The following is a 19,874-nucleotide window of genomic DNA, read 5'->3' as shown; positions in this document are numbered from 1 at the left end:
GGCCCCAGAGCCCTAGTCCGGCAGCCGGGCCAAGGCCGCGGAAGCCGCCGCCGCGAGGCGGGGGTAGCCGCATGCCTGGGTCAGGACCGGGCGGGCCCGTGGGTCGCCCAGTGCGCCGAGGCCCTCCACGCACGCCAGCGCGATCTTTCCGTACGGGTCGTGCGGGGCGAGCCTGCGCTGCAGCGTGGTGATGAGGGCGGGCGCGGATTCGGGCGCGCGCAGCTCGGTGAGCAGACGCACGGGGTACAGGGCGTAGGCGACGCGCAGCTCATTGGTGGCCAGGGCTGCTGCCGCCCGTGCCGTACGGGGATCACCCAGCCTGGCCAGGGCGTACGCGGCGGCCGCGCAGCGTGAGGGGTCCCGGTGGTTGAGGAGCAGCACGAGGGACTCGAAGGCCCGGTTGTCCCCCGCGGTGCCGAGCCGCACCGCCGCGAGCTCCCGTGCCCACAGTGGCTGACCCGCCGCGGCGAGCACCTCCGCCAGTTCCTCCACATCGCCGGTCGCGACCAGCCTCTCGTAACTCTCCGAGACTCCCGCCTCGCGGCGTAAGCGTTCCGTCACCGTGCGCAACTCCACGTCCATGACGGGGAGCCTATCCGCGATGTAGATCACAAACCCTGGGGACTGGCGCGCTCGTTACTCGCCGGTTAATCTCATGTGAGCGGGGCACACTCCCCGTCAGCAGTGACTGAACCTCGCAGCGGCCTGGTGACGCAGCCGGTGCGAGCGAGTGTTTGTCGGTTCGGTGCTTCGAGCACCTCAGCTCCATCCAGTACGACGTGGCTCCGGGACAGAGCCGGTCGACTCCTCACGGGCGTGTGCGTAACGCCGCCCGGTCACGACACAGCAGCTCACCCTCCGTACGCCGCGCCGCAGTTGCCGCGCACCGTGCGCCCCTCAGTCGTCACTCACTTCCTGGAGTCCACGCATGGACACTCCCTTGAACACCGTCGCCGTGATCGGTCTCGGCACGATGGGCACCGGCATCGCCGAGGTCCTGGCCCGCGCGGGACGCGAGGTCATCGGCATCGACATCAGCGAGGCCGCGGGCGCCCAGACCGTCGCCGCCATCGAGTCGTCCACCGCGCGGGCCGTGCGCCGTGAGCAGCTCACCGAGGACGAGCGGCGTGACGCGCTCGCCCGTATCCGCACCTTCACCGATCTTCAGGCAGCGGCCGACGCCGACCTGGTGATCGAGGTCGCCCCGGAGTCGTACGAGATCAAGCAGCAGATCATCCGTGAGCTGGACGGCGTCGTGCGCCCCGGGACGATCATCGCGACCGGCACGAACGCGCTGTCCGTGACCCGTCTCGCCGCCGAGTCGCAGCGCCCCGAGCGGGTGCTGGGCCTGCACTTCTTCAACCCGGCCCCGGCGATGAAGCTGGTCGAGGTCGTGTCGTCCGTGCTGACCGCGCCCGCGGCCGTCGCCTCCGTCACCGACCTGGCGTACGCGCTCGGCAAGGAGCCCGTCGCGGTCGGCGACCGGCCCGGCTTCGTCGCCGACGGCCTGCTGTTCGGCTACCTCAACCAGGCCGCGGCGATGTACGAGGCCAAGTACGCGTCCCGCGAGGACATCGACGCCGCGATGAGGCTGGGCTGCGGCCTTCCGATGGGCCCCCTTGCGCTGCTGGACCTGATCGGCGTCGACACGGCCCGCACGGTCCTGGACGCGATGTACTCGGAGTCCCACGACCGCCTGCACGCGCCCGCCCCGATCCTCAAGCAGCTCAGCGAGGCCGGCCTGACCGGGCGCAAGACGGGCCGCGGCTTCTACTCCTACGAGCAGCCCGGCAGTTCGGTCGTCGTGCGGGACGCGCTGACCCCGCCGGAGGACGGGCGGCGAGGCGGCGGGCGCACCGTCCGCTCGGTCGGTGTCGCGGGCTCCGGGACCATGGCGTCCGGCATCGCCGAGGTCTTCGCCAAGGCGGGCTACGACGTGGTGCTCGCCGCGCGCAGCGAGGAGAAGGCGGAGAAGGCCAAGTCCCGTATCGCCAAGTCCCTTTCGCGCTCCGTCGACAAGGGGCGGATGACGGCCGAGACCGCCGCCAAGACCCTGGACCGCATCAGGCCGGCCGGTACGTACGACGCGTTCGCCGACGTCGATCTGGCCCTGGAGGCGGTCGCCGAGGACCTGGAGATCAAGCAGCAGCTGTTCGCGGCGTTCGACAAGGTCTGCAAGCCGGGCGCGATCCTGGCGACCACCACCTCGTCCCTGCCGGTCGTCGCCTGCGCCCGTGCCACCTCGCGTCCGGGCGACGTGATCGGAATGCACTTCTTCAACCCGGCGCCGGCGATGAAGCTGGTCGAGGTGGTCCGCACGGTCCTCACGGACGACGACGTGCACGCGACGGTCCGCCAGGTCTGCGCGACCATCAAGAAGCACCCGGTGGACTGCGGCGACCGCGCCGGCTTCATCGTGAACGCGCTCCTGTTCCCGTACCTCAACAACGCGGTCAAGATGGTCCAGGAGCACTACGCGACGCTCGACGACATCGACGCCGCGATGAAGCTCGGCGGCGGCTACCCCATGGGCCCCTTCGAGCTCCTGGACGTCGTCGGCCTGGATGTCTCGCTGGCCATCGAGAAGGTCCTGCACCGCGAGTTCCGCGACCCGGGCCTGGCCCCCGCTCCCCTGCTCGAACACCTGGTGGCCGCGGGCTGCCTCGGCCGCAAGACCGGCCGCGGCTTCCGCGAATATGCCCGACGGTAGGCCGGAAGCGGACGGGAGCGCGCCCGACGGCAGACCGCGCACGGACTGGGGCGGGCTGCTCGAACCGTCGGGCGGCCCCGCCCCGCCGCCGCTCAGCCCCGTCCCGCAGGAGCACTCGGCTGCGCATATGCAGTACGTTCGGGGCATGCCCAAGGCCGCCAAGTCCTCACGTACGCCCGCTACGCCCGACGCTCCGGAGAGCGCGGCGGGCAGCCGCGCCGCTGCCCAACGCCTCAAGATGCGCCGGGAGCTGGCGGCCGCCGCGATGGAGCTCTTCGCGTCCAAGGGGTACGAGGCGACGACGGTCGACGAGATCGCCGCGCAGGCCGGTGTCGCACGACGGACCTTCTTCCGGCACTTCCGCTCCAAGGAAGAGGCGATCTTCCCGGACCACGACGACACGTTGACCCGCGCCGAGTCGGTGCTCAACGCGGCGCCGCCGCACGAGCACCCGCTCGACACGGTGTGCCGTGGCATCAAGGAAGTCATGAAGATGTACGCGGCGTCGCCCGCCGTGTCCGTCGAGCGCTACCGCCTGACGCGCGAGGTCCCCACGCTGCGCGAGCGGGAGATCGCCTCGGTGGCCCGCTATGAACGGCTCTTCACGCGCTATCTCCTGGGCCACTTCGACGAGCAGGCGCACCACGACGGGAACGACGACCCGCTCCTTGCGGAGGTGGCCGCGTCGGCGGTGGTGACGGCGCACAACCACGTCCTCCGCCGGTGGCTGCGCGCGGGCGGCCAGGGCGACGTGGAGACCCAGTTGGACCACGCCTTCGCCATCGTCCGCAGGACCTTCGGTTCGGGCATCGGGGCAGGGCGTGACACCACCACCGCTCCTGCCGCCTCGGTGAGCACCGGGGGCGATGTGCTGGTCACCGTGGCCCGGACGGACGCACCGCTGGACGAGATCATGCGGACGATCGAGAAGGCCTTGCGGGAGTCATAAGCCCCCGTTTCCACCCTGTTGTCCTCGGCTTTTGAAGGGGCGCTACCCACCGGTAGCGCCCCTTCTGTCATGCCGCCACACCCTCTGACCTGCACTGATCGATCATCTATCAAAAATTGATGGCACTCAGTGTCTTGCCGACTGGCACGCGGTGTCATACGTTGATGTTGTCCGGGCGGCCGGCGTGCAGAGAACCTTCGTACGCCGGCTGTCCCCACAAGCCCCGGCTCGTGCGCCCGGACGCCTGCGTCACAGGCAACCTCCCGCGCCACACCAAGCGCTGCCGAGCACCACCTTCGCCGAACCGACGGCACACCCTCCACCACCTGCACCAGCAGCACCCGACGTAACCCTCAAGAGCGTGCTCCCCTCAAAGGGGGCACGAACTTCGCCGGAGGCATCACCGTGAAGGAAATCCTGGACGCGATCCAGTCGCAGACTGTGACATCAAGCGGCTCCGCCGCGGTCACATCCGCCGACTTCGCCGCTCTTCCGCTCCCCGACTCGTACCGCGCGATCACCGTGCACAAGGACGAGGCGGAGATGTTCGCGGGCCTCGAGTCCCGCGACAAGGACCCCCGCAAGTCGATCCACCTGGACGACGTGCCGGTCCCCGAACTCGGCCCGGGCGAGGCCCTGGTGGCCGTGATGGCCTCCTCGGTCAACTACAACTCCGTGTGGACCTCGATCTTCGAGCCCGTGTCCACGTTCAGCTTCCTGGAGCGCTACGGCCGCCTGAGCGAGCTCACCAAGCGCCACGACCTGCCGTACCACATCATCGGCTCCGACCTGGCGGGCGTCGTGCTGCGCACCGGACCCGGCGTGAACGCCTGGAACCCGGGCGACGAGGTCGTCGCGCACTGCCTGAGCGTCGAGCTGGAGTCCTCGGACGGCCACAACGACACGATGCTCGACCCCGAGCAGCGCATCTGGGGCTTCGAGACCAACTTCGGCGGGCTCGCCGAGATCGCCCTGGTCAAGTCCAACCAGCTCATGCCCAAGCCCGGCCACCTGAGCTGGGAGGAAGCCGCTTCCCCCGGCCTGGTGAACTCCACCGCCTACCGCCAGCTGGTCTCGCGCAACGGCGCCGGCATGAAGCAGGGCGACAACGTGCTGATCTGGGGCGCGAGCGGCGGCCTCGGCTCGTACGCCACCCAGTTCGCCCTGGCCGGCGGCGCCAACCCGATCTGTGTCGTCTCCAGCCCGGAGAAGGCCGCCATCTGCGAGGCCATGGGCGCCGAAGCGGTCATCGACCGCAACGCCGAGGGCTACAAGTTCTGGAAGGACGAGCGCACCCAGGACCCGAAGGAGTGGAAGCGCTTCGGCAAGCGCATCCGCGAGTTCACCGGCGGCGAGGACATCGACATCGTCTTCGAGCACCCCGGCCGCGAGACCTTCGGCGCCTCGGTCTACGTCACGCGCAAGGGCGGCACGATCACCACCTGCGCCTCGACCTCGGGCTATATGCACGAGTACGACAACCGCTACCTGTGGATGTCACTGAAGCGGATCATCGGCTCGCACTTCGCGAACTACCGCGAGGCCTGGGAGGCCAACCGCCTCATCGCCAAGGGCAAGATCCACCCCACCCTCTCCCGCGTCTACTCCCTCGAGGACACCGGACAGGCCGCCTACGACGTGCACCGCAACCTCCACCAGGGCAAGGTCGGCGTCCTCGCCCTCGCGCCCCAGGAGGGCCTCGGCGTGCGCGACCCGGAGATGCGGGCCAAGCACATCGACGCGATCAACCGCTTCCGGAACGTCTGAGGGCTGAGGGTTCGCACATGACAGAGCGTCAGAAGGACCGGCCGTGGCTCATGCGGACCTATGCCGGCCACTCCACGGCCGAGGCGTCCAACGAGCTGTACCGGCGCAACCTCGCCAAGGGCCAGACGGGCCTCTCGGTCGCGTTCGACCTGCCCACGCAGACCGGTTACGACCCGGACCACATCCTCGCCCGCGGTGAGGTCGGCCGGGTCGGGGTCCCCGTCTCGCACGTCGGTGACATGCGAAGGCTGTTCCAGGACATCCCCCTGGACCAGATGAACACCTCGATGACGATCAACGCCACGGCCATGTGGCTTCTGGCGCTCTATCAGGTGGTCGCGGAGGAGCAGGGCGTGGACATCACGCAGCTCCAGGGGACGACGCAGAACGACATCGTCAAGGAGTACCTCTCGCGCGGGACGCACGTCTTCCCGCCGGGGCCCTCCCTCCGCCTCACCACCGACATGATCACGTACACGGTGGCGCACATCCCCAAGTGGAACCCGATCAACATCTGCAGCTACCACCTGCAGGAGGCCGGGGCCACTCCGGTGCAGGAGATCGCGTACGCGATGTCCACCGCCGTCGCCGTGCTCGACGCCGTGCGCGACTCGGGGCAGGTCCCCGAGGAGAAGTTCGGTGACGTCGTCGCCCGTATCTCCTTCTTCGTGAACGCGGGCGTCCGCTTCGTCGAGGAGATGTGCAAGATGCGGGCGTTCGGCCGCATCTGGGACCGGATCACCCGTGAGCGGTACGGCATCACCAACCCCAAGCACCGCCGGTTCCGTTACGGCGTGCAGGTCAACTCCCTCGGCCTGACCGAGGCGCAGCCCGAGAACAACGTCCAGCGGATCGTCCTGGAGATGCTGGCCGTCACGCTGTCCAAGGACGCACGCGCGCGTGCCGTGCAGCTGCCCGCGTGGAACGAGGCCCTGGGCCTGCCCCGGCCGTGGGACCAGCAGTGGTCGCTGCGCATCCAGCAGGTGCTCGCCCTGGAGAGCGACCTCCTGGAGTACGAGGACATCTTCGAGGGCAGCCACGTCATCGAGGCCAAGGTGGAGTCCCTCGTCGAGGAGTCGCTCGCCGAGATGGACCGCATCGAGCAGATGGGCGGCGCGATGGCCGCCGTCGAGTCCGGCTACCTGAAGTCGCAGCTGGTCTCCTCGCACGCCGAGCGCAGGGCACGCATCGAGTCGGGCGAGGAGAAGATCGTCGGCGTCAACGCCTACGAGTCGACCGAGCCCAACCCGCTCACCGCCGACCTGGACACCGCGATCATGACGGTGGACCCGGCGGTCGAGAACCGCGTCGTGAACGCCCTCAAGCACTGGCGCGACACCCGCTACCAGCCGCCGTTCAACCACCCGCGCCCCTGCAAGGCCCTGGAGAAGCTCAAGGAGGTCGCCGCGGGCACGGGCAACCTCATGGAGGCCACCCTGGAGTGCGCACGCGCCGGTGTGACGACCGGGGAGTGGTCCGGCGCCCTGCGGGAGGTCTTCGGGGAGTTCCGGGCGCCCACGGGCGTCTCCAGCGCTCCGGTGGCCGTCACCGCGGAGGCGGGCACGCCGCTGGCGCTCGTCCGCGACAAGGTCGCCAAGACCGCCGCCGACCTCGGCACCGGCAAGCTGCGCTTCCTGGTCGGCAAGCCGGGCCTGGACGGGCACTCCAACGGGGCCGAGCAGATCGCGGTGCGTGCGCGTGACGCCGGCTTCGAGGTGGTCTACCAGGGCATCCGGCTCACGCCCGAGGAGATCGTCGCCGCGGCGCTCGCCGAGGACGTGCACGCCGTGGGCCTGTCCATCCTCTCCGGCTCGCACGCGCAGCTCGTGCCGGACGTCCTGGTGCGCCTGCGCGAGGCGGGCGCGCCCGACATCCCCGTCATCGCGGGCGGCATCATCCCCAACAGCGACGCCGAGGACCTGAAGGCGGCGGGTGTGGCCGCCGTGTTCACCCCCAAGGACTTCGGCATCACCGAGATCATCGGCCGTATCGTCGACGAGATCCGGAAAGCGAACAAGCTCGACCCTCTGGAGGTCCCCGCATGACCGCGCCCATCAACCGCCTTCGTCCGCGCCGCTCCTGTCTGGCGGTCCCGGGGTCGAACCCGCGCTTCCTGGAGAAGGCCCAGGGCCTCCCCGCCGACCAGGTCTTCCTGGACCTGGAGGACGCCTGCGCGCCGCTGGCCAAGCCCGAGGCCCGGCACACCATCGTGAAGTTCCTGAACGAGGGCGACTGGACGGGCAAGACACGGGTCGTGCGCGTCAACGACTGGACGACCGAGTGGACGTACCGCGACGTCGTCACGGTCGTCGAGGGCGCGGGCCAGAACCTCGACTGCATCATGCTGCCGAAGGTGCAGACGGCGGACCAGGTCGTGGCGCTCGACTTCCTGCTCACGCAGATCGAGAAGACGATGGGCTTTGAAGTCGGAAAGATCGGCATCGAGGCGCAGATCGAGAACGCGCAGGGCCTCAACAACGTCAACGCGATCGCGCAGGCGTCCCCGCGTGTCGAGACGATCATCTTCGGCCCGGCCGACTTCATGGCGTCCATCAACATGAAGTCCCTGGTCGTCGGCGAGCAGCCGCCCGGCTACCCGGCCGACGCCTACCACTTCATCCTGATGAAGATCCTGATGGCCGCCCGCGCCAACAACCTCCAGGCGATCGACGGCCCTTATCTCCAGATCAAGAACGTCGACGGCTACCGCGAGGTCGCGGGCCGCGCCGCGGCGCTCGGCTTCGACGGCAAGTGGGTCCTGCACCCCGGCCAGGTCGACGCCGCCAACGAGGTCTTCTCGCCCTCCCAGGAGGACTTCGACCACGCCGAGCTGATCCTCGACGCCTACGACTACTGCACCTCCGAGGCGGGCGGCAAGAAGGGCTCGGCGATGCTCGGCGACGAGATGATCGACGAGGCGAGCCGCAAGATGGCGCTCGTCATCTCCGGCAAGGGGCGCGCCGCGGGCATGACCCGTACCTCCAAGTTTGAGATCCCGGAGGCTTGAGATGCAGTTCGGCCGCACCTACGAAGAGTTCACCGTCGGGGACGTCTACAAGCACTGGCCCGGAAAGACGGTCACCGAGTACGACGACCACCTCTTCTGCCTCCTGACGATGAACCACCACCCCCTCCACATGGACAGCAACTATGCGGAGAAGACGACGGACTTCGGGAAGAACGTCGTCGTGGGCAACTACATCTACTCGCTGCTTCTGGGCATGTCCGTGCCGGACGTCTCGGGCAAGGCGATCGCCAACCTGGAGGTCGAGTCGCTCAAGCACGTGGCGCCGACCTTCCACGGCGACACGATCTACGGCGAGACCACGGTCCTGGACAAGACGCCGTCGAAGTCCAAGTCGGACCGCGGGATCGTCTACGTGGAGACCAAGGGCTACAAGCAGGACGGCACGCTGGTCTGCGTGTTCCGCCGCAAGGTGATGGTCCCCACCGAGACGTACATCAAGGAGCGCGGCGGCGAGCAGCCCGGCCGCCCGGAGCTCCTGGACACTTCCAAGAAGACGCAGGAGAAGTAGCCATGAGCCGACTCGCGCAGACCGCAGGTCTCACCGACATCCAGCAGGAGATCCTGGCCACGGTCCGGGACTTCGTCGACAAGGAGATCATCCCGGTCGCCACGGAGCTGGAGCACCGTGACGAGTACCCGCAGCAGATCGTGGACGGTCTCAAGGAGTTGGGCCTCTTCGGGCTCATGATCCCTGAGGAGTACGGCGGTCTGGGCGAGTCGCTGCTCACGTACGCCCTGTGCGTCGAGGAGATAGCGCGTGGCTGGATGTCGGTATCCGGCATCATCAACACCCACTTCATCGTCGCCTACATGCTCAAGCAGCACGGGACGCAGGAGCAGAAGGACACCTTCCTGCCGCGCATGGCGGCCGGCGAGGTGCGCGGCGCGTTCTCCATGTCGGAGCCCGCTCTCGGCTCCGATGTGTCCGCGATCACGTCCAAGGGCGTCAAGGACGGCGACGAGTACGTCCTGAACGGTCAGAAGATGTGGCTCACGAACGGCGGCACGTCCACGCTGGTGGCCGTTCTGTGCCGGAGTGACGAAGGACACCCGGAGGGCACGGCCCCCCACAAGTCGATGACGACCTTCCTCGTCGAGAAGGAGCCCGGCTTCGGAGAGGTCCGCCCCGGCCTCACCATCCCGGGCAAGATCGACAAAATGGGTTACAAGGGGGTGGACACCACCGAACTCATCATGGATGGGCTGCGAATTCCAGCCAATCGCGTGCTCGGCGGGACCACCGGCCGAGGGTTTTACCAAATGATGGACGGCGTCGAAGTGGGCCGCGTGAATGTCGCGGCTCGTGGTTGTGGGGTCGCGCAGCGTGCATTTGAGCTCGGCGTCTCTTATGCCCAGCAACGTCACACTTTCGGCAAGGCGATCGCCCAGCACCAGGCGATTCAGTTCAAGCTGGCCGAGATGGCTACCAAGGTCGAGGCCGCCCATGCGATGATGGTGAACGCAGCACGCAAAAAGGACTCCGGGGAGCGAAACGACCTCGAAGCAGGGATGGCGAAGTACCTCGCGTCCGAATACTGCAAAGAAGTCGTAGAGGACGCGTTCCGGATTCATGGCGGTTACGGCTTCTCGAAGGAGTACGAGATCGAGCGTCTGTACCGTGAGGCCCCCATGCTGCTGATCGGCGAAGGTACCGCCGAGATCCAGAAAATGATCATTGGACGACGACTGCTCGAAGAGTATCGATTCCAGGGCTAGATGCCCGAATTGGGGTGTTTTCATCGAGAAGAAGGTCACACCCTGTCAACACTCTTCGGCCGTCGACTCCGCTTCCTGGCTTGCCCAGTTGTGGCTCGCAACCGATACCATCCGGAAAAAGCCGCCGTCCCCCGTTCATGCGCGGCATCATCCGCTACGAAGGTCATCCATGCCCCACAGCCAAACCTCTGCACCACGCGACAGCCTCGCTGGCGTACGCCTTGCGCGCGGAGCATCGCCGTGGCTCCTGCCGACTGTCGCCACCGCGGCACTCAGCCTGGTGCGTGCGCGTCGTTCCAAGGGCGCCGCGGCCATCGCCGTGCCCGCCACCGCTCTGGCGGCGGGCATGCTGTGGTTCTTCCGCGACCCCGAGCGCGACATCGCCCAGGGCCGGGTCATCTCCCCGGCCGACGGCGTGGTGCAGAGCATCATGCCGTGGAAGGACGGACGCACCCGCGTCGCGATCTTCATGAGCCCGCTGAACGTCCACGTCAACCGCGCGCCCCTCGCGGGCACGGTGACGTCCGTGGAGCACATCCCCGGTGGGTTCGTCCCGGCGTTCAACAAGGAGAGCGAGAACAACGAGCGCGTTGTCTGGCACTTCGACACCGAGCTCGGTGACATCGAGATGATCCAGATCGCGGGCGCGGTCGCGCGGCGCATCGTTCCTTACGTGCCCCAGGGCACGAAGGTGGAACAGGGTGAACGGATCGGCCTGATCCGCTTCGGCTCCCGCGTCGACATCTACCTCCCCGAGGGTGTCGAGACGGACGTCGAGGTCGGTCAGAAGACCGTGGCTGGGGTGACTCGAATTGACCGTGGTTGATCCTGAGACACAAGCGGGCTGGGTTCCCGAGGCGGCCGAGGACGAGGCCGACGAGGAGATGCCTCTCTCACTCCGCCTCTCGATAGCGGACACCCTCACCCTCGGTAACGCCACGTGCGGGTTCATGGCGGTGTACTTCACCACCACGGGCATCCTCATCCCGCACCTGCAGGGCAGCAACGAAAGCGGCATGGCCCGGCACTCCGCCGCCACCGCCGTGATCCTGATGCTCTGCGCGGCCGTCTTCGACCTCTTCGACGGGCTCGTGGCGCGCAAGCTGCGGTCCTCGCCGATGGGCGCGGAGCTCGACAACCTGTCGGACCTGATCAGCTTCGGTCTGGCCCCCGCGTACTTCGTGCTCGTCTACGGCATGGTCGCCGACGACGCGCACCAGAGAGTGGCCGCGGTCGGAGCGATCGTCGTGCTGTTGGCGGTGGTGCTGCGGCTTGCGCGGTTCAGCTGCGTGACCGTGAAGGACGGCACCTTCCAGGGCATGCCCTCGCCGTTCGGCGCGCTCACGGTCGTCTCGATCGTGCTCCTGGAGCTGCCCTTCGTGGCGACGCTCCTGGCGATCATCGGTACGGCGTGGCTCATGGTGAGCCGGGTCGAGTACCCCAAGCCGCGGGGTCCCCTCGCGGTGGCGATGCTCGCGTGGATCGTCGCGGCCATGGGGCTGCTCGCGGCCTGGGCCTTCGAGGCTCCCGGTGGCCAGCTGCTGCTGCAGACCGGCTGCGCGCTGCAGCTGGTGCTCGGCGCGGTCATCCCGCTGTTCGCCACGGCCCGCCGGGTGAACAACTTCCGGGACAACCGGCGCGAGGCGCGTGCGGCGCAAACGCCGTAGCGGTTTTTGCAGCGTTTCGTACGTTGCCAGAAGGGGCCCGAACCGATTGGTTCGGGCCCCTTCTGGTTGTTCATGCGCTGCCGACCTGCTCAGGCGCCGGGGGTGTACCCCTCGGCCGCCTCCGCCGCTCCCGGTTCCCTCGCCACCTTCATGCCGCCCGTCACGCCCTTGTCGGGGCGCAGGATCACGCTCTCCTTCGAGGAGGGCGCCTTGGGGTCGCTGAAGTTCTGGGTGACGCCGAAACCGGTGTCGAAGGAGTCGATGGTCAGGAGCGCCTTGTCGACGCCCTCACGGGTGAGGTCCTTGCTCTCGCAGGCCTTCTTCAGGGCCTCTCCGAAGATGGACGCCGCGGTCCAGCCGGCCGTCACGCCGTTGTCCAGGGAGTCCTTGGGGTAGGCCGCCTTGTAGTCGCTGACCAGCTTCTTCGCCGCGGGGGTGTCCGCGCCGATCGGGAGGGTGGGTGAGGCCACGTAGTAGTTCTTCGCGAGGGCCGGGCCCGCCTGCGTGCCCAGGAGCTGGGGCGCGAACGCCGAGTTGTTGCCGATGATCGGCACGTTGAACCTGCCCGCCGCCGCGACACCCACGAGCGAGGCCGCCTGCCGCGGACCCGCGCTGATCACCACGGCCTTCACCCCGGCCTTCTTCAGGGCCGCGACCTGGGCCGTCATGTCGTTGTCGGTCGCCTTGATCTTCTGCTCCACGACGGTCAGGCCCGACTTCTTCGCCATGTACTGCGAGCCCGCCAGGGCGTTCTCGCCGTAGTCGCCCTCGAAGTAGACATGACCGAGCTTGTCGCCCTTCTTGAGGCCCTTCTCCTTCATCAGGAAGTCGATCGCGTTGATCGTCTCCAGGTCGTACGTCGAGCCCACGACCCGCACGTACGGGCTGCCGAGGAGGTTCGCCGACCAGGCCTGCGGGAGTACGAGGCTCTTGTCCTTGTCGATCCGCTGCTTGACCGCGGCGACGAACGGGGAGCCGATGAACTGCGCGAAGCCGAGGACATCCGGCTCGAGCTCGGTGTAGGCGGCGACCGCCTTCTGCGGGTCGTAGCCGTGGTCGCGGACGGTCAGCTTCAGCTTGCGGCCGCAGATGCCGCCGTCGGCGTTGGTCTGCTTGACGTAGAGCTGCTGGGCCTGGGTGACACTCTTGCCGAGGGTCGCGTACACACCCGTCATGTCGGTGAGCACACCGAGTTCGATCTCCTTGGCGGAGACCCCGACACCGGACTTGACCCCGCCCGCACCCTCCTTGTCGCCCTCGTCGTTCCCCGCCTTGGAGCTGCAACCCGCCACCGCGAGCAGCGCGGCGAACGCCGTCGCCGTCGCGGTGGCCCTCTTGAACCTGCGTGAACTCATCGTTCCTCCCCTGGAGTGTGGCCTGACGTCGGCCTGGAGCGCCGGGCGGCAATGCTGGCCAGGCCGCCGGGCAGGAACAGCACCACCGCCACGACGGCGGCGCCGTACAGATACCGGGATGCCTCGCCCGGTGTGATCCCGCCACTGCCGGGGGCCGCGACCAGGGGCAGCGCGTCGCTGTACCGGGTCAGGAGCTGCGGCAGCAGGGACACCACGGCGGCACCGGCCACCGCGCCCGCGACCGAGCCGAGGCCGCCGATGACGATCATGGCGAGGTATTCGAGGGACAGCGTCATGCCGAAGTAGTCCGGCACGGTGCGCTGGAAGACGAGGGCGAGCAGGACGCCCGCCAGGCCCGCGTACATCGACGAGAGGACGAAGACGCCGGCGCGGTAACGGGCGACCGGCACCCCGATGACACCCGCGGCGATGCGGTGGTCGCGGATGGCGTTCATGGCACGTCCGGGGCGTCCGCGCAGCACGCCACGGGCGAAGAGCCCACAGCCGACGAGGAGGACGAGACCCGCGTACCAGAGCTTCTCCGAGGCCCCGAACGGCACGGCCGCCACGACGAGCTCGCTGTCGTCGAAGGTGATCCCGAAGACGCTCAGGGGCGGCACGTCGCGTCCGTTGGAGCCGCCCGTCAGGTCGTGCGCGTTGAAGAGCACGTGCTGCCCGATGAAGATCAGCGCGAGGGTCGCGATGCCGAGGTAGGCGCCGCGCAGACGTCCCGCGATGGGGCTGAAGAGTCCGCCCGCGACCCCCGCGACGACGACGGCCAGGGTGGCGGCGATCCAGGTGGGCAGGCCAAGACCGGTCAGGCCGTCCTCCCCGTCCCCGGCGAAGACGCAGTAGCCGTACGCGCCGATCGCGAGGAAGAAGGCGTGGCCCATGGAGAGCTGGCCGGTCGCGCCGGTGAGGAGGTTGAGGCCGATCGCGCCGATCGCGGCGGCCATGGCGAAGAGGCCGGCCTGGAGCCAGAAGCGGTCGAGGTAGAACGGCAGGGCGAGCAGGATCACGGCGCCCGCGATCCACAGATACATGCGGGGGCGGGTCAGCCTCGTACGGCCTCGGGAGCGCAGCTCCCGTCCACGGGCCAGGACTTCAGACACGGGCGAGCTCCTTCGTGCCGAAGAGTCCGGCGGGCCGGATGAGGAGGATGACGGTCATCACGAGATAGGGCGCGAGGTCGCCGAGGCCGCGCCCCATGAAGGTGAGTTCGCTCTGGTACCCGGTGGCGAGGGATTCGGTGACCCCGACCACGATCCCGCCGACGAGTGCGCCGGTGGTCGAGTCGAGGCCGCCGAGGATCGCGGCGGGGAACGCCTTGAGCGCGGCCAGGGAAGTGGCCCGTTCGAGCCCCGGCGTCGGGAAGACGGTGAGGAAGAGCGCCGCCACCGCCGCGAGGCCGCCCGCCACCGCCCACGCGCCGAGCGAGACCCGGCCCAGGCGCACGCCCATCAGGGCGGCGGTCTCCGGGCTCTCGGCGGCGGCACGCATCGCCACGCCCCAGGAGGTGTAGCGGAAGGCGAGCAGGAAGGTGGTGATGAGGAGCGCGGCGGCGACGAACGCGGCGATGCGCGTGTGGGCGATGGAGACCGACCCGATGGTGAGCACCGAGTCGCCCCAGGGGTCGCCGAGGGCGAGCACGTCGGTGCCGAGGCGGCGGGTGAGCTCGGTGGTGAGCAGGATGTCGACGCCGATGGTGACGATGGCGAGGACGCTGTGATCCGATCCGCGGTAGCGCCGCATGACGAGGAACTCGATGGCGGCACCGACGACGGCGGCCCCCGCGATGCCGATGAGCACCGCGGGCCAGAAGCCGATGTCGTCGTGGAGGGAGGCGATGAAGTAGCCGCCGGCCAGGAGCAGCGAGGCGTGCGCGAAGTTCACGACCTCGGTGGCCCGGAAGATGACGACGAAGCCGAGTGCGATGAGGGCGTACACGGAGCCCATCGAGAGGCCGTTGAGCAGAAGCTCGACGAAGGTGTTCACGAGGACGCCCCCTCCCCCAGGTAGGCCCGTACGACCGCCGGGTCGTTCTGTACGTCGGCCGGGGCCCCGTCGGCTATCCGGCGTCCGAAGTCCAGTACGGTCACCGCGTCCGCGAGCCGCATCACCACCCCCATGTCGTGTTCCACCAGGACGATCGAGATTCCGAGACTGTCGCGGACGCCCGCGATGACCGCGGCCGTGCGTTGCCGCTCGTCCGCGGTCATGCCCGCGACGGGCTCGTCGAGCAGGAGCAGCCGGGGCTCCATGCACAAGGCGCGCGCCAGTTCCGCGAGTTTCTGCTGCCCGTACGGCAAGGAGCCTGCCGGTACCTGCAGTTGGTGTTCGATGCCGACGAACGCGGCTATCTCCCGCACCCGTTCTCGATGGCTGCGCTCCTCACGTGCGGCCGACGGGAGACGCAGACCCGCGGCCAGGAACCCGGTGCGGGTCAGCCGGTGGCGGCCGAGCATCAGGCTGTCGGCGACCGTCGCACGCGGCGGCAGGGCGAGGTTCTGGAAGATCCTCGCGACGCCGAGGTCGGCGATGCGGTGCGGAGGCATCGTCGTCAGGTCGTGCTCACCGAAACGGACACTGCCGCTGGTGGCCCGGTACACGCCGGACAGGACGTTGAAGCAGGTGGACTTCCCCGCGCCGTTGGGCCCGATGACGGCGTGCACGGTGCCTGGCCTGACGGTGAAGCTGATGGCGTCAAGGGCGGTGAGACCCGCGAAGCGGACGGTCAACTCCCGTACTTCCAGGGCGGGTACGTACTGGTCGGGCGGTGGCGCGTCCGTTGCCGGCTGTTCCTCGGTCATCGTCGGCCCGCCCATCGGTTCAGGACCGGCAGCGCGCTGACACCGCGCGAGGCGTCGGCCGCGGCGGTCTCGTCGACCACGCCCAGGTAGCGGCGGCGCACCTCGTCGGACGCGGCCAGCTCGTCCGCGGGTCCCGCGAGTGCCACTTCGCCCACGTCCAGGACGTACGCGCGTGAGGCGAGGCGCAGTGCCAGCGCGGCGTTCTGTTCGACGAGGAGGACCGCGGTGCCCTGGCCGTTGATCTCCTGGATGGTGTCGGCGATGCGTGCCGCCATCAATGGGGCGAGCCCCAGGGAGGGTTCGTCGAGGAGCAACAGCTTCGGTGAGGCCATCAGCGCCCTGCCCACCGCGAGCATCTGCTGTTCGCCGCCCGACAGGAGCCCGGCCCGCTGGCCCCCGCGCTCGGCGAGCACGGGGAAGAGTTCATGGACGCGCTCCAGGGCCCTGGCCTTGACGGTCCGGCTTCCGGCGGACCCGAGGGCGCCTGCCCGCAGGTTGTCGGTGACGGTCATGCGGGCGAACACCCTTCTGCCTTCCGGCACTTGAGAGATCCCGGCGGCGACCACCCGGTCCGCGTGCAGGGAGTCGATGCGCCGCCCGCCGAAGTGGATGGAGCCGGTGGTGAGAGCCCCCCGGTGAAAGGCGAGGGTGCGTGAAATGGCGCGCAGGAGCGTCGACTTGCCCGCGCCGTTGCCGCCGAGCACGGCGACCACGGCGCCGTCCGGTACTTCGAGCGACACCTGGCGCAGCGCGCGTACCGGTCCGTATCCGACCGACGCGTCCTCTACGACCAGTCCGGAACCACCCACCTGGGACCCCCTGTCCTCTGCCTGCCCTGTTCGTGTCGCTCGGCCGTCCGTGCCGCTCGGCCCTCCGCGTGGCGCTCAGCCCAGCACCGCCGCGCCCGCCCGTCCACGTCCGGTGTCCGAATCGCTGCGGGTGACCAGCGGGACCGGCCGCCCGTTGTGCACGGGCACAACACCCCGTGTCAGGGGCCTGCCAGGGGTGGCCGAGCGGTGGCATCCTCCCCAGCACCAGGGCACGGCGGGCAGCGGTGACGGGGGTAGGAATCCATGAGCGGACGCAGGCCTCGGACGGGCCACGACTGGAAAGTGCTCGAGGAGGCGTGCGTGGCGCTCAAGCCCCGTATCCCCGATCTTGTGGACGAACACCTGCGGCAGCTCTTCGAGCACTCCCCGGTGTACGCGCGGGTGCTGCCGTACGACCAGCAGTGGCGGGAGGCGGAGGAGGCGATGCGCATCGGCATCGAGACCATCTCGGCGCCGCGCGCCTCACCGCGCCGCGATCTGGAGAACGCGGAGGAGGCGGGCAGGCGCCGGGCCCAGCAGGGGCTGCCGCTCGACCTGGTGGTGCACTCGTACCGCAATGCGGGCTATCTGGTCTGGGACTCGCTGCTCGAAGGCGCCGTGGGGCAGGACCCGGAGAAGCTCGTGGTCCTGATGCGGTCGGCGACGATGGTGTGGGCGGCGGTCGATGCGCAGGCGGCGGCCGCGTCCGATGCGTACCGGGCGACGGAGATGGAGCTGCGGCGCCGTACCGACGAGCAGCTTCAGGCGCTGCTCGACGCGCTCCTGGAGGGGCAGTCCGCTCCCGGCCTCGCCGCGCAGGTGGCCGCCGGGCTCGATCTGCCAGAGCGCGGGCCGTACGCGGTGGTGGTGCTGCGCGCCGAGCGGCGGGACGGGCGGGCCGCGTTCCACCGGCAGATCCAGCGGGCCGGGTTCCGTTTCGTCTGGCGGATGCGGACGGACCGGGAGGTGGGGGTGGTGGCGCTCGGCGCGGAGGAGGGCCTGGACGAGCTGACCGCGGCGCTCGACGGGCGGTGCCCGGGGCCCGGCGGCATCAGCCCCGTGGTGGCGGGGCTCTCCGAACTCGGCCATGCGCGGCGGCTCGCCGAGCTGGCGCTGCGTACGTGTCCGCCGGACGAGACCGGGATCGTACGGCTCGACCAGCGGATGCCGACGGCGCTCGTGGTGAGCCAGCCGGAGCTGGCGGGGCGCCTCGTGTCGGACGTGTTCGGGGAGGTCCTTGCCCTGGAGCCGGCGGACAGGGCGGTTCTGCTCGAAACGCTGGACGCGTGGCTGTTGTGCGAGGGGTCGGCGGGGCGGGCCGCGGGGCGGCTCTACTGCCACCGGAACACGGTGTTCAACCGCCTGCGCCGCCTGGAACAGCTGACCTCGCGGTCACTCGCGCGGCCACGGGACCTGATGGAGATGACGCTGGCGTTGGATGCGTATCGGCTGGCGCCGGGCTAGACCGGTCCTGCGTTGCCCCGTGGCCCGGGGCCGCGCCCCCGAAATCACCGGCTCCGCCGAGCTCGTCCTCAAACGCCGGACAGGCTGAAATCCCGGGCCCGCCAGGGGCGCGGGGAACGACGCGAGCAACCCCACCTTGCCTCGCAAGGGGCGCGGGGAACTGCGCGGGCGACCCCCACCGGCCCCAGGCGTACCGAACTACCTCGGGCCCCGTAAGGGGCGCGAGGAACTGCGCGACAAGCCCCCACCGGCGTCAGGCGAACCGGACCACCGCACAGCCCCCTCAGGGGCGCGGGGAACTGCGCAAAAACCCCCACCGCGCCCCCGGCGAGACACCGCTAGCTCAGGAAATCGCGCGCGATCCCCTCCGCCACCGTTTCCAGGATGGGCCCCGCCTCGGCAATGCAACGGGCCACGTCCGGCTCCACGTCAGTGAGCGCGTAGGCACGGCGGATACCCGCCTTGCCCAGCGCCTCCGCCGGAAGGGCAAGGCGGCCACAGACCGCCACAACCTCGACGCCCGCCGCGCGAGCCGCCGCCGCGACACCCGCGGGAGCCTTGCCGTGGAGGGTCTGCTCGTCCAGCGACCCCTCCCCCGTGATCACCAGCGACGCCCGCGAAAGCGCCGGCGCGAAGCCGAGGACGTCCAGCATGACCTCGATCCCGGGGCGGAAGCTCGCGCCGAGCCCGACCAGGGCCCCGTAGCCGATGCCGCCCGCCGCCCCCGCTCCGGGGGACTCCGCGTGCTCCAGAGCAGCGGAACCCACCGACTCGGCCAGCACCCGCGCGAAGTGCGCGAGGGCCGCGTCCAGCTCGGCGACGTCCTCCGGGGTCGCCCCCTTCTGCGGGCCGTACACCGCCGGAGCGCCCTTCGGCCCTGTCAGCGGGTTGTCCACGTCGCTGGCGAGGACCAGGTCGACCGAGGCGAAGCGCTTGTCGAGCCCGGAGAGATCCGCCGTGGCCAGCGTGGCGAGCGGGCCGCCTCCCGGCGCCACCGGCGCCCCCGTCGCGTCCAGGAAGACCGCGCCGAGCGCGGCCAGCATGCCGGCCCCGCCGTCCGTCGTCGCACTGCCCCCGACACCGAAGACGATGGTCCGCGCGCCCGCGTCAAGCGCGGCGCGCAACAGTTCCCCGGAGCCGTACGTCGTGGACGTGAGGGGTGCGAAGACACCCTCGGGCAGCAGCTGGAGGCCGGACGCCTCCGCCATCTCCACCACCGCGGTGCCGTCCCGCAGCGCGTACGCCGCCGTGACCTCGTCACCGAGCGGCCCCGTCACCCGTACCTCACGGCGCTCGAAACCGGCCGCGACCGCCGCGGCGACCGTGCCGTCGCCGCCGTCCGCCACCGGCAGGGCCTCGACCTCCACCTGCGGGGCGACCCGGCGAAGCCCGGCCGTCACCCGCTCCGCGACCTGCACGGCCGTGAGTGAGCCCTTGAACTTGTCCGCGGCGATGAGCACATGCCCCGCCGTCCCAGCAGCGTCCGCCACCTTGCATCCCCTTGCTTTCCGGGCCTTGCTCAAGTCAAGGCAGTCGCGCCGCTGCGACCATAACCGCAGGAGGGGCCGCCTGCCCATGGCCGTCCGCATATCGGAGCCC

Annotated in this window: 17 protein-coding genes; 10 read left to right on the top strand and 7 right to left on the bottom strand. The window is 69.6% G+C overall.

Annotated elements, in window-relative coordinates; genetic code table 11:
* Window positions 1–12 precede the first annotated feature (12 nt).
* On the bottom strand, window positions 13–582 hold the full coding sequence (locus ACZ5U5_RS33210; protein WP_469029124.1) for an adenylosuccinate lyase: 570 nt from the start codon (window positions 580–582) through the stop codon (window positions 13–15).
* A gap of 346 nt (window positions 583–928) precedes the next feature.
* Between ACZ5U5_RS33210 and ACZ5U5_RS33205 the strand changes: the two genes are divergently transcribed.
* From ACZ5U5_RS33205 to pssA, 9 genes are all read left to right on the top strand, one after another.
* Entirely contained in the window at window positions 929–2,710 is a 1,782-nt protein-coding gene (locus tag ACZ5U5_RS33205) for a 3-hydroxyacyl-CoA dehydrogenase family protein (protein WP_469029122.1), read from the top strand.
* Window positions 2,711–2,855: 145 nt separating this feature from the next.
* Window positions 2,856–3,659, top strand: a complete 804-nt coding sequence (locus ACZ5U5_RS33200; protein WP_383270606.1) for a TetR family transcriptional regulator — start codon at window positions 2,856–2,858, stop codon at window positions 3,657–3,659.
* 405 nt (window positions 3,660–4,064) lie between these two features.
* A complete protein-coding gene (gene ccrA, locus ACZ5U5_RS33195) occupies window positions 4,065–5,426 on the top strand; it encodes a crotonyl-CoA carboxylase/reductase (RefSeq protein ID WP_469029119.1) in 1,362 nt (453 codons plus the stop codon).
* Window positions 5,427–5,443: 17 nt separating this feature from the next.
* Complete coding sequence (locus ACZ5U5_RS33190; RefSeq protein ID WP_469029116.1) at window positions 5,444–7,471, top strand: protein meaA; 2,028 nt, start codon at window positions 5,444–5,446, stop codon at window positions 7,469–7,471.
* Window positions 7,468–8,433 (top strand): HpcH/HpaI aldolase/citrate lyase family protein, encoded by a 966-nt coding sequence (locus ACZ5U5_RS33185; protein WP_351159082.1) that lies wholly within the window; start codon window positions 7,468–7,470, stop codon window positions 8,431–8,433. The genes ACZ5U5_RS33190 and ACZ5U5_RS33185 overlap by 4 nt, the downstream gene beginning before the upstream one ends.
* Before the next feature lies 1 nt (window position 8,434).
* A complete protein-coding gene (locus ACZ5U5_RS33180; RefSeq protein WP_453635469.1) occupies window positions 8,435–8,962 on the top strand; it encodes a MaoC family dehydratase in 528 nt (175 codons plus the stop codon).
* A 2-nt stretch (window positions 8,963–8,964) separates the two neighbouring features.
* On the top strand, window positions 8,965–10,170 hold the full coding sequence (locus ACZ5U5_RS33175; protein WP_249586747.1) for an acyl-CoA dehydrogenase family protein: 1,206 nt from the start codon (window positions 8,965–8,967) through the stop codon (window positions 10,168–10,170).
* A gap of 169 nt (window positions 10,171–10,339) precedes the next feature.
* Window positions 10,340–10,996: a phosphatidylserine decarboxylase gene (locus ACZ5U5_RS33170; RefSeq protein ID WP_469029113.1), complete on the top strand. Its 657-nt coding sequence runs from the start codon at window positions 10,340–10,342 to the stop codon at window positions 10,994–10,996.
* Complete coding sequence (gene pssA, locus ACZ5U5_RS33165) at window positions 10,983–11,837, top strand: CDP-diacylglycerol--serine O-phosphatidyltransferase (protein WP_469029110.1); 855 nt, start codon at window positions 10,983–10,985, stop codon at window positions 11,835–11,837. The genes ACZ5U5_RS33170 and pssA overlap by 14 nt, the downstream gene beginning before the upstream one ends.
* 89 nt (window positions 11,838–11,926) lie before the next feature.
* On the opposite strand, the gene ACZ5U5_RS33160 is transcribed toward pssA, so the two are convergent.
* From ACZ5U5_RS33160 to ACZ5U5_RS33140, 5 genes are all read right to left on the bottom strand, one after another.
* On the bottom strand, window positions 11,927–13,192 hold the full coding sequence (locus ACZ5U5_RS33160) for an ABC transporter substrate-binding protein (RefSeq protein WP_469029108.1): 1,266 nt from the start codon (window positions 13,190–13,192) through the stop codon (window positions 11,927–11,929).
* Entirely contained in the window at window positions 13,189–14,235 is a 1,047-nt protein-coding gene (locus ACZ5U5_RS33155; protein WP_469029798.1) for a branched-chain amino acid ABC transporter permease, read from the bottom strand. Before ACZ5U5_RS33155 ends, ACZ5U5_RS33160 begins: the two co-directional genes overlap by 4 nt.
* Window positions 14,236–14,296: 61 nt before the next feature.
* Window positions 14,297–15,187: a branched-chain amino acid ABC transporter permease gene (locus ACZ5U5_RS33150; RefSeq protein WP_469029106.1), complete on the bottom strand. Its 891-nt coding sequence runs from the start codon at window positions 15,185–15,187 to the stop codon at window positions 14,297–14,299.
* Window positions 15,184–16,002 carry an ABC transporter ATP-binding protein gene (locus ACZ5U5_RS33145; RefSeq protein ID WP_469029103.1) on the bottom strand — a complete coding sequence of 273 codons (819 nt, stop codon included), beginning with the start codon at window positions 16,000–16,002 and terminating at the stop codon, window positions 15,184–15,186. Before ACZ5U5_RS33145 ends, ACZ5U5_RS33150 begins: the two co-directional genes overlap by 4 nt.
* The gene (locus tag ACZ5U5_RS33140; protein WP_469029101.1) at window positions 15,999–16,811 is read right to left on the bottom strand and encodes an ABC transporter ATP-binding protein; all 813 of its coding nucleotides are present in this window, start codon (window positions 16,809–16,811) and stop codon (window positions 15,999–16,001) included. Before ACZ5U5_RS33140 ends, ACZ5U5_RS33145 begins: the two co-directional genes overlap by 4 nt.
* 264 nt (window positions 16,812–17,075) lie before the next feature.
* On the opposite strand from ACZ5U5_RS33140, the gene ACZ5U5_RS33135 reads away from it, so the two are divergent.
* Window positions 17,076–18,275 carry a PucR family transcriptional regulator gene (locus ACZ5U5_RS33135; protein ID WP_469029098.1) on the top strand — a complete coding sequence of 400 codons (1,200 nt, stop codon included), beginning with the start codon at window positions 17,076–17,078 and terminating at the stop codon, window positions 18,273–18,275.
* Window positions 18,276–18,613: 338 nt separating this feature from the next.
* On the opposite strand, the gene ACZ5U5_RS33130 is transcribed toward ACZ5U5_RS33135, so the two are convergent.
* On the bottom strand, window positions 18,614–19,765 hold the full coding sequence (locus ACZ5U5_RS33130; RefSeq protein ID WP_469029096.1) for a glycerate kinase: 1,152 nt from the start codon (window positions 19,763–19,765) through the stop codon (window positions 18,614–18,616).
* Window positions 19,766–19,874: the final 109 nt, after the last annotated feature.

It is taken from the genome of Streptomyces sp. NPDC033177 (assembly GCF_055577715.1).
Note: the sequence above shows the minus strand (reverse complement) of the source record. Positions and strands in the feature narration are given on the sequence as shown.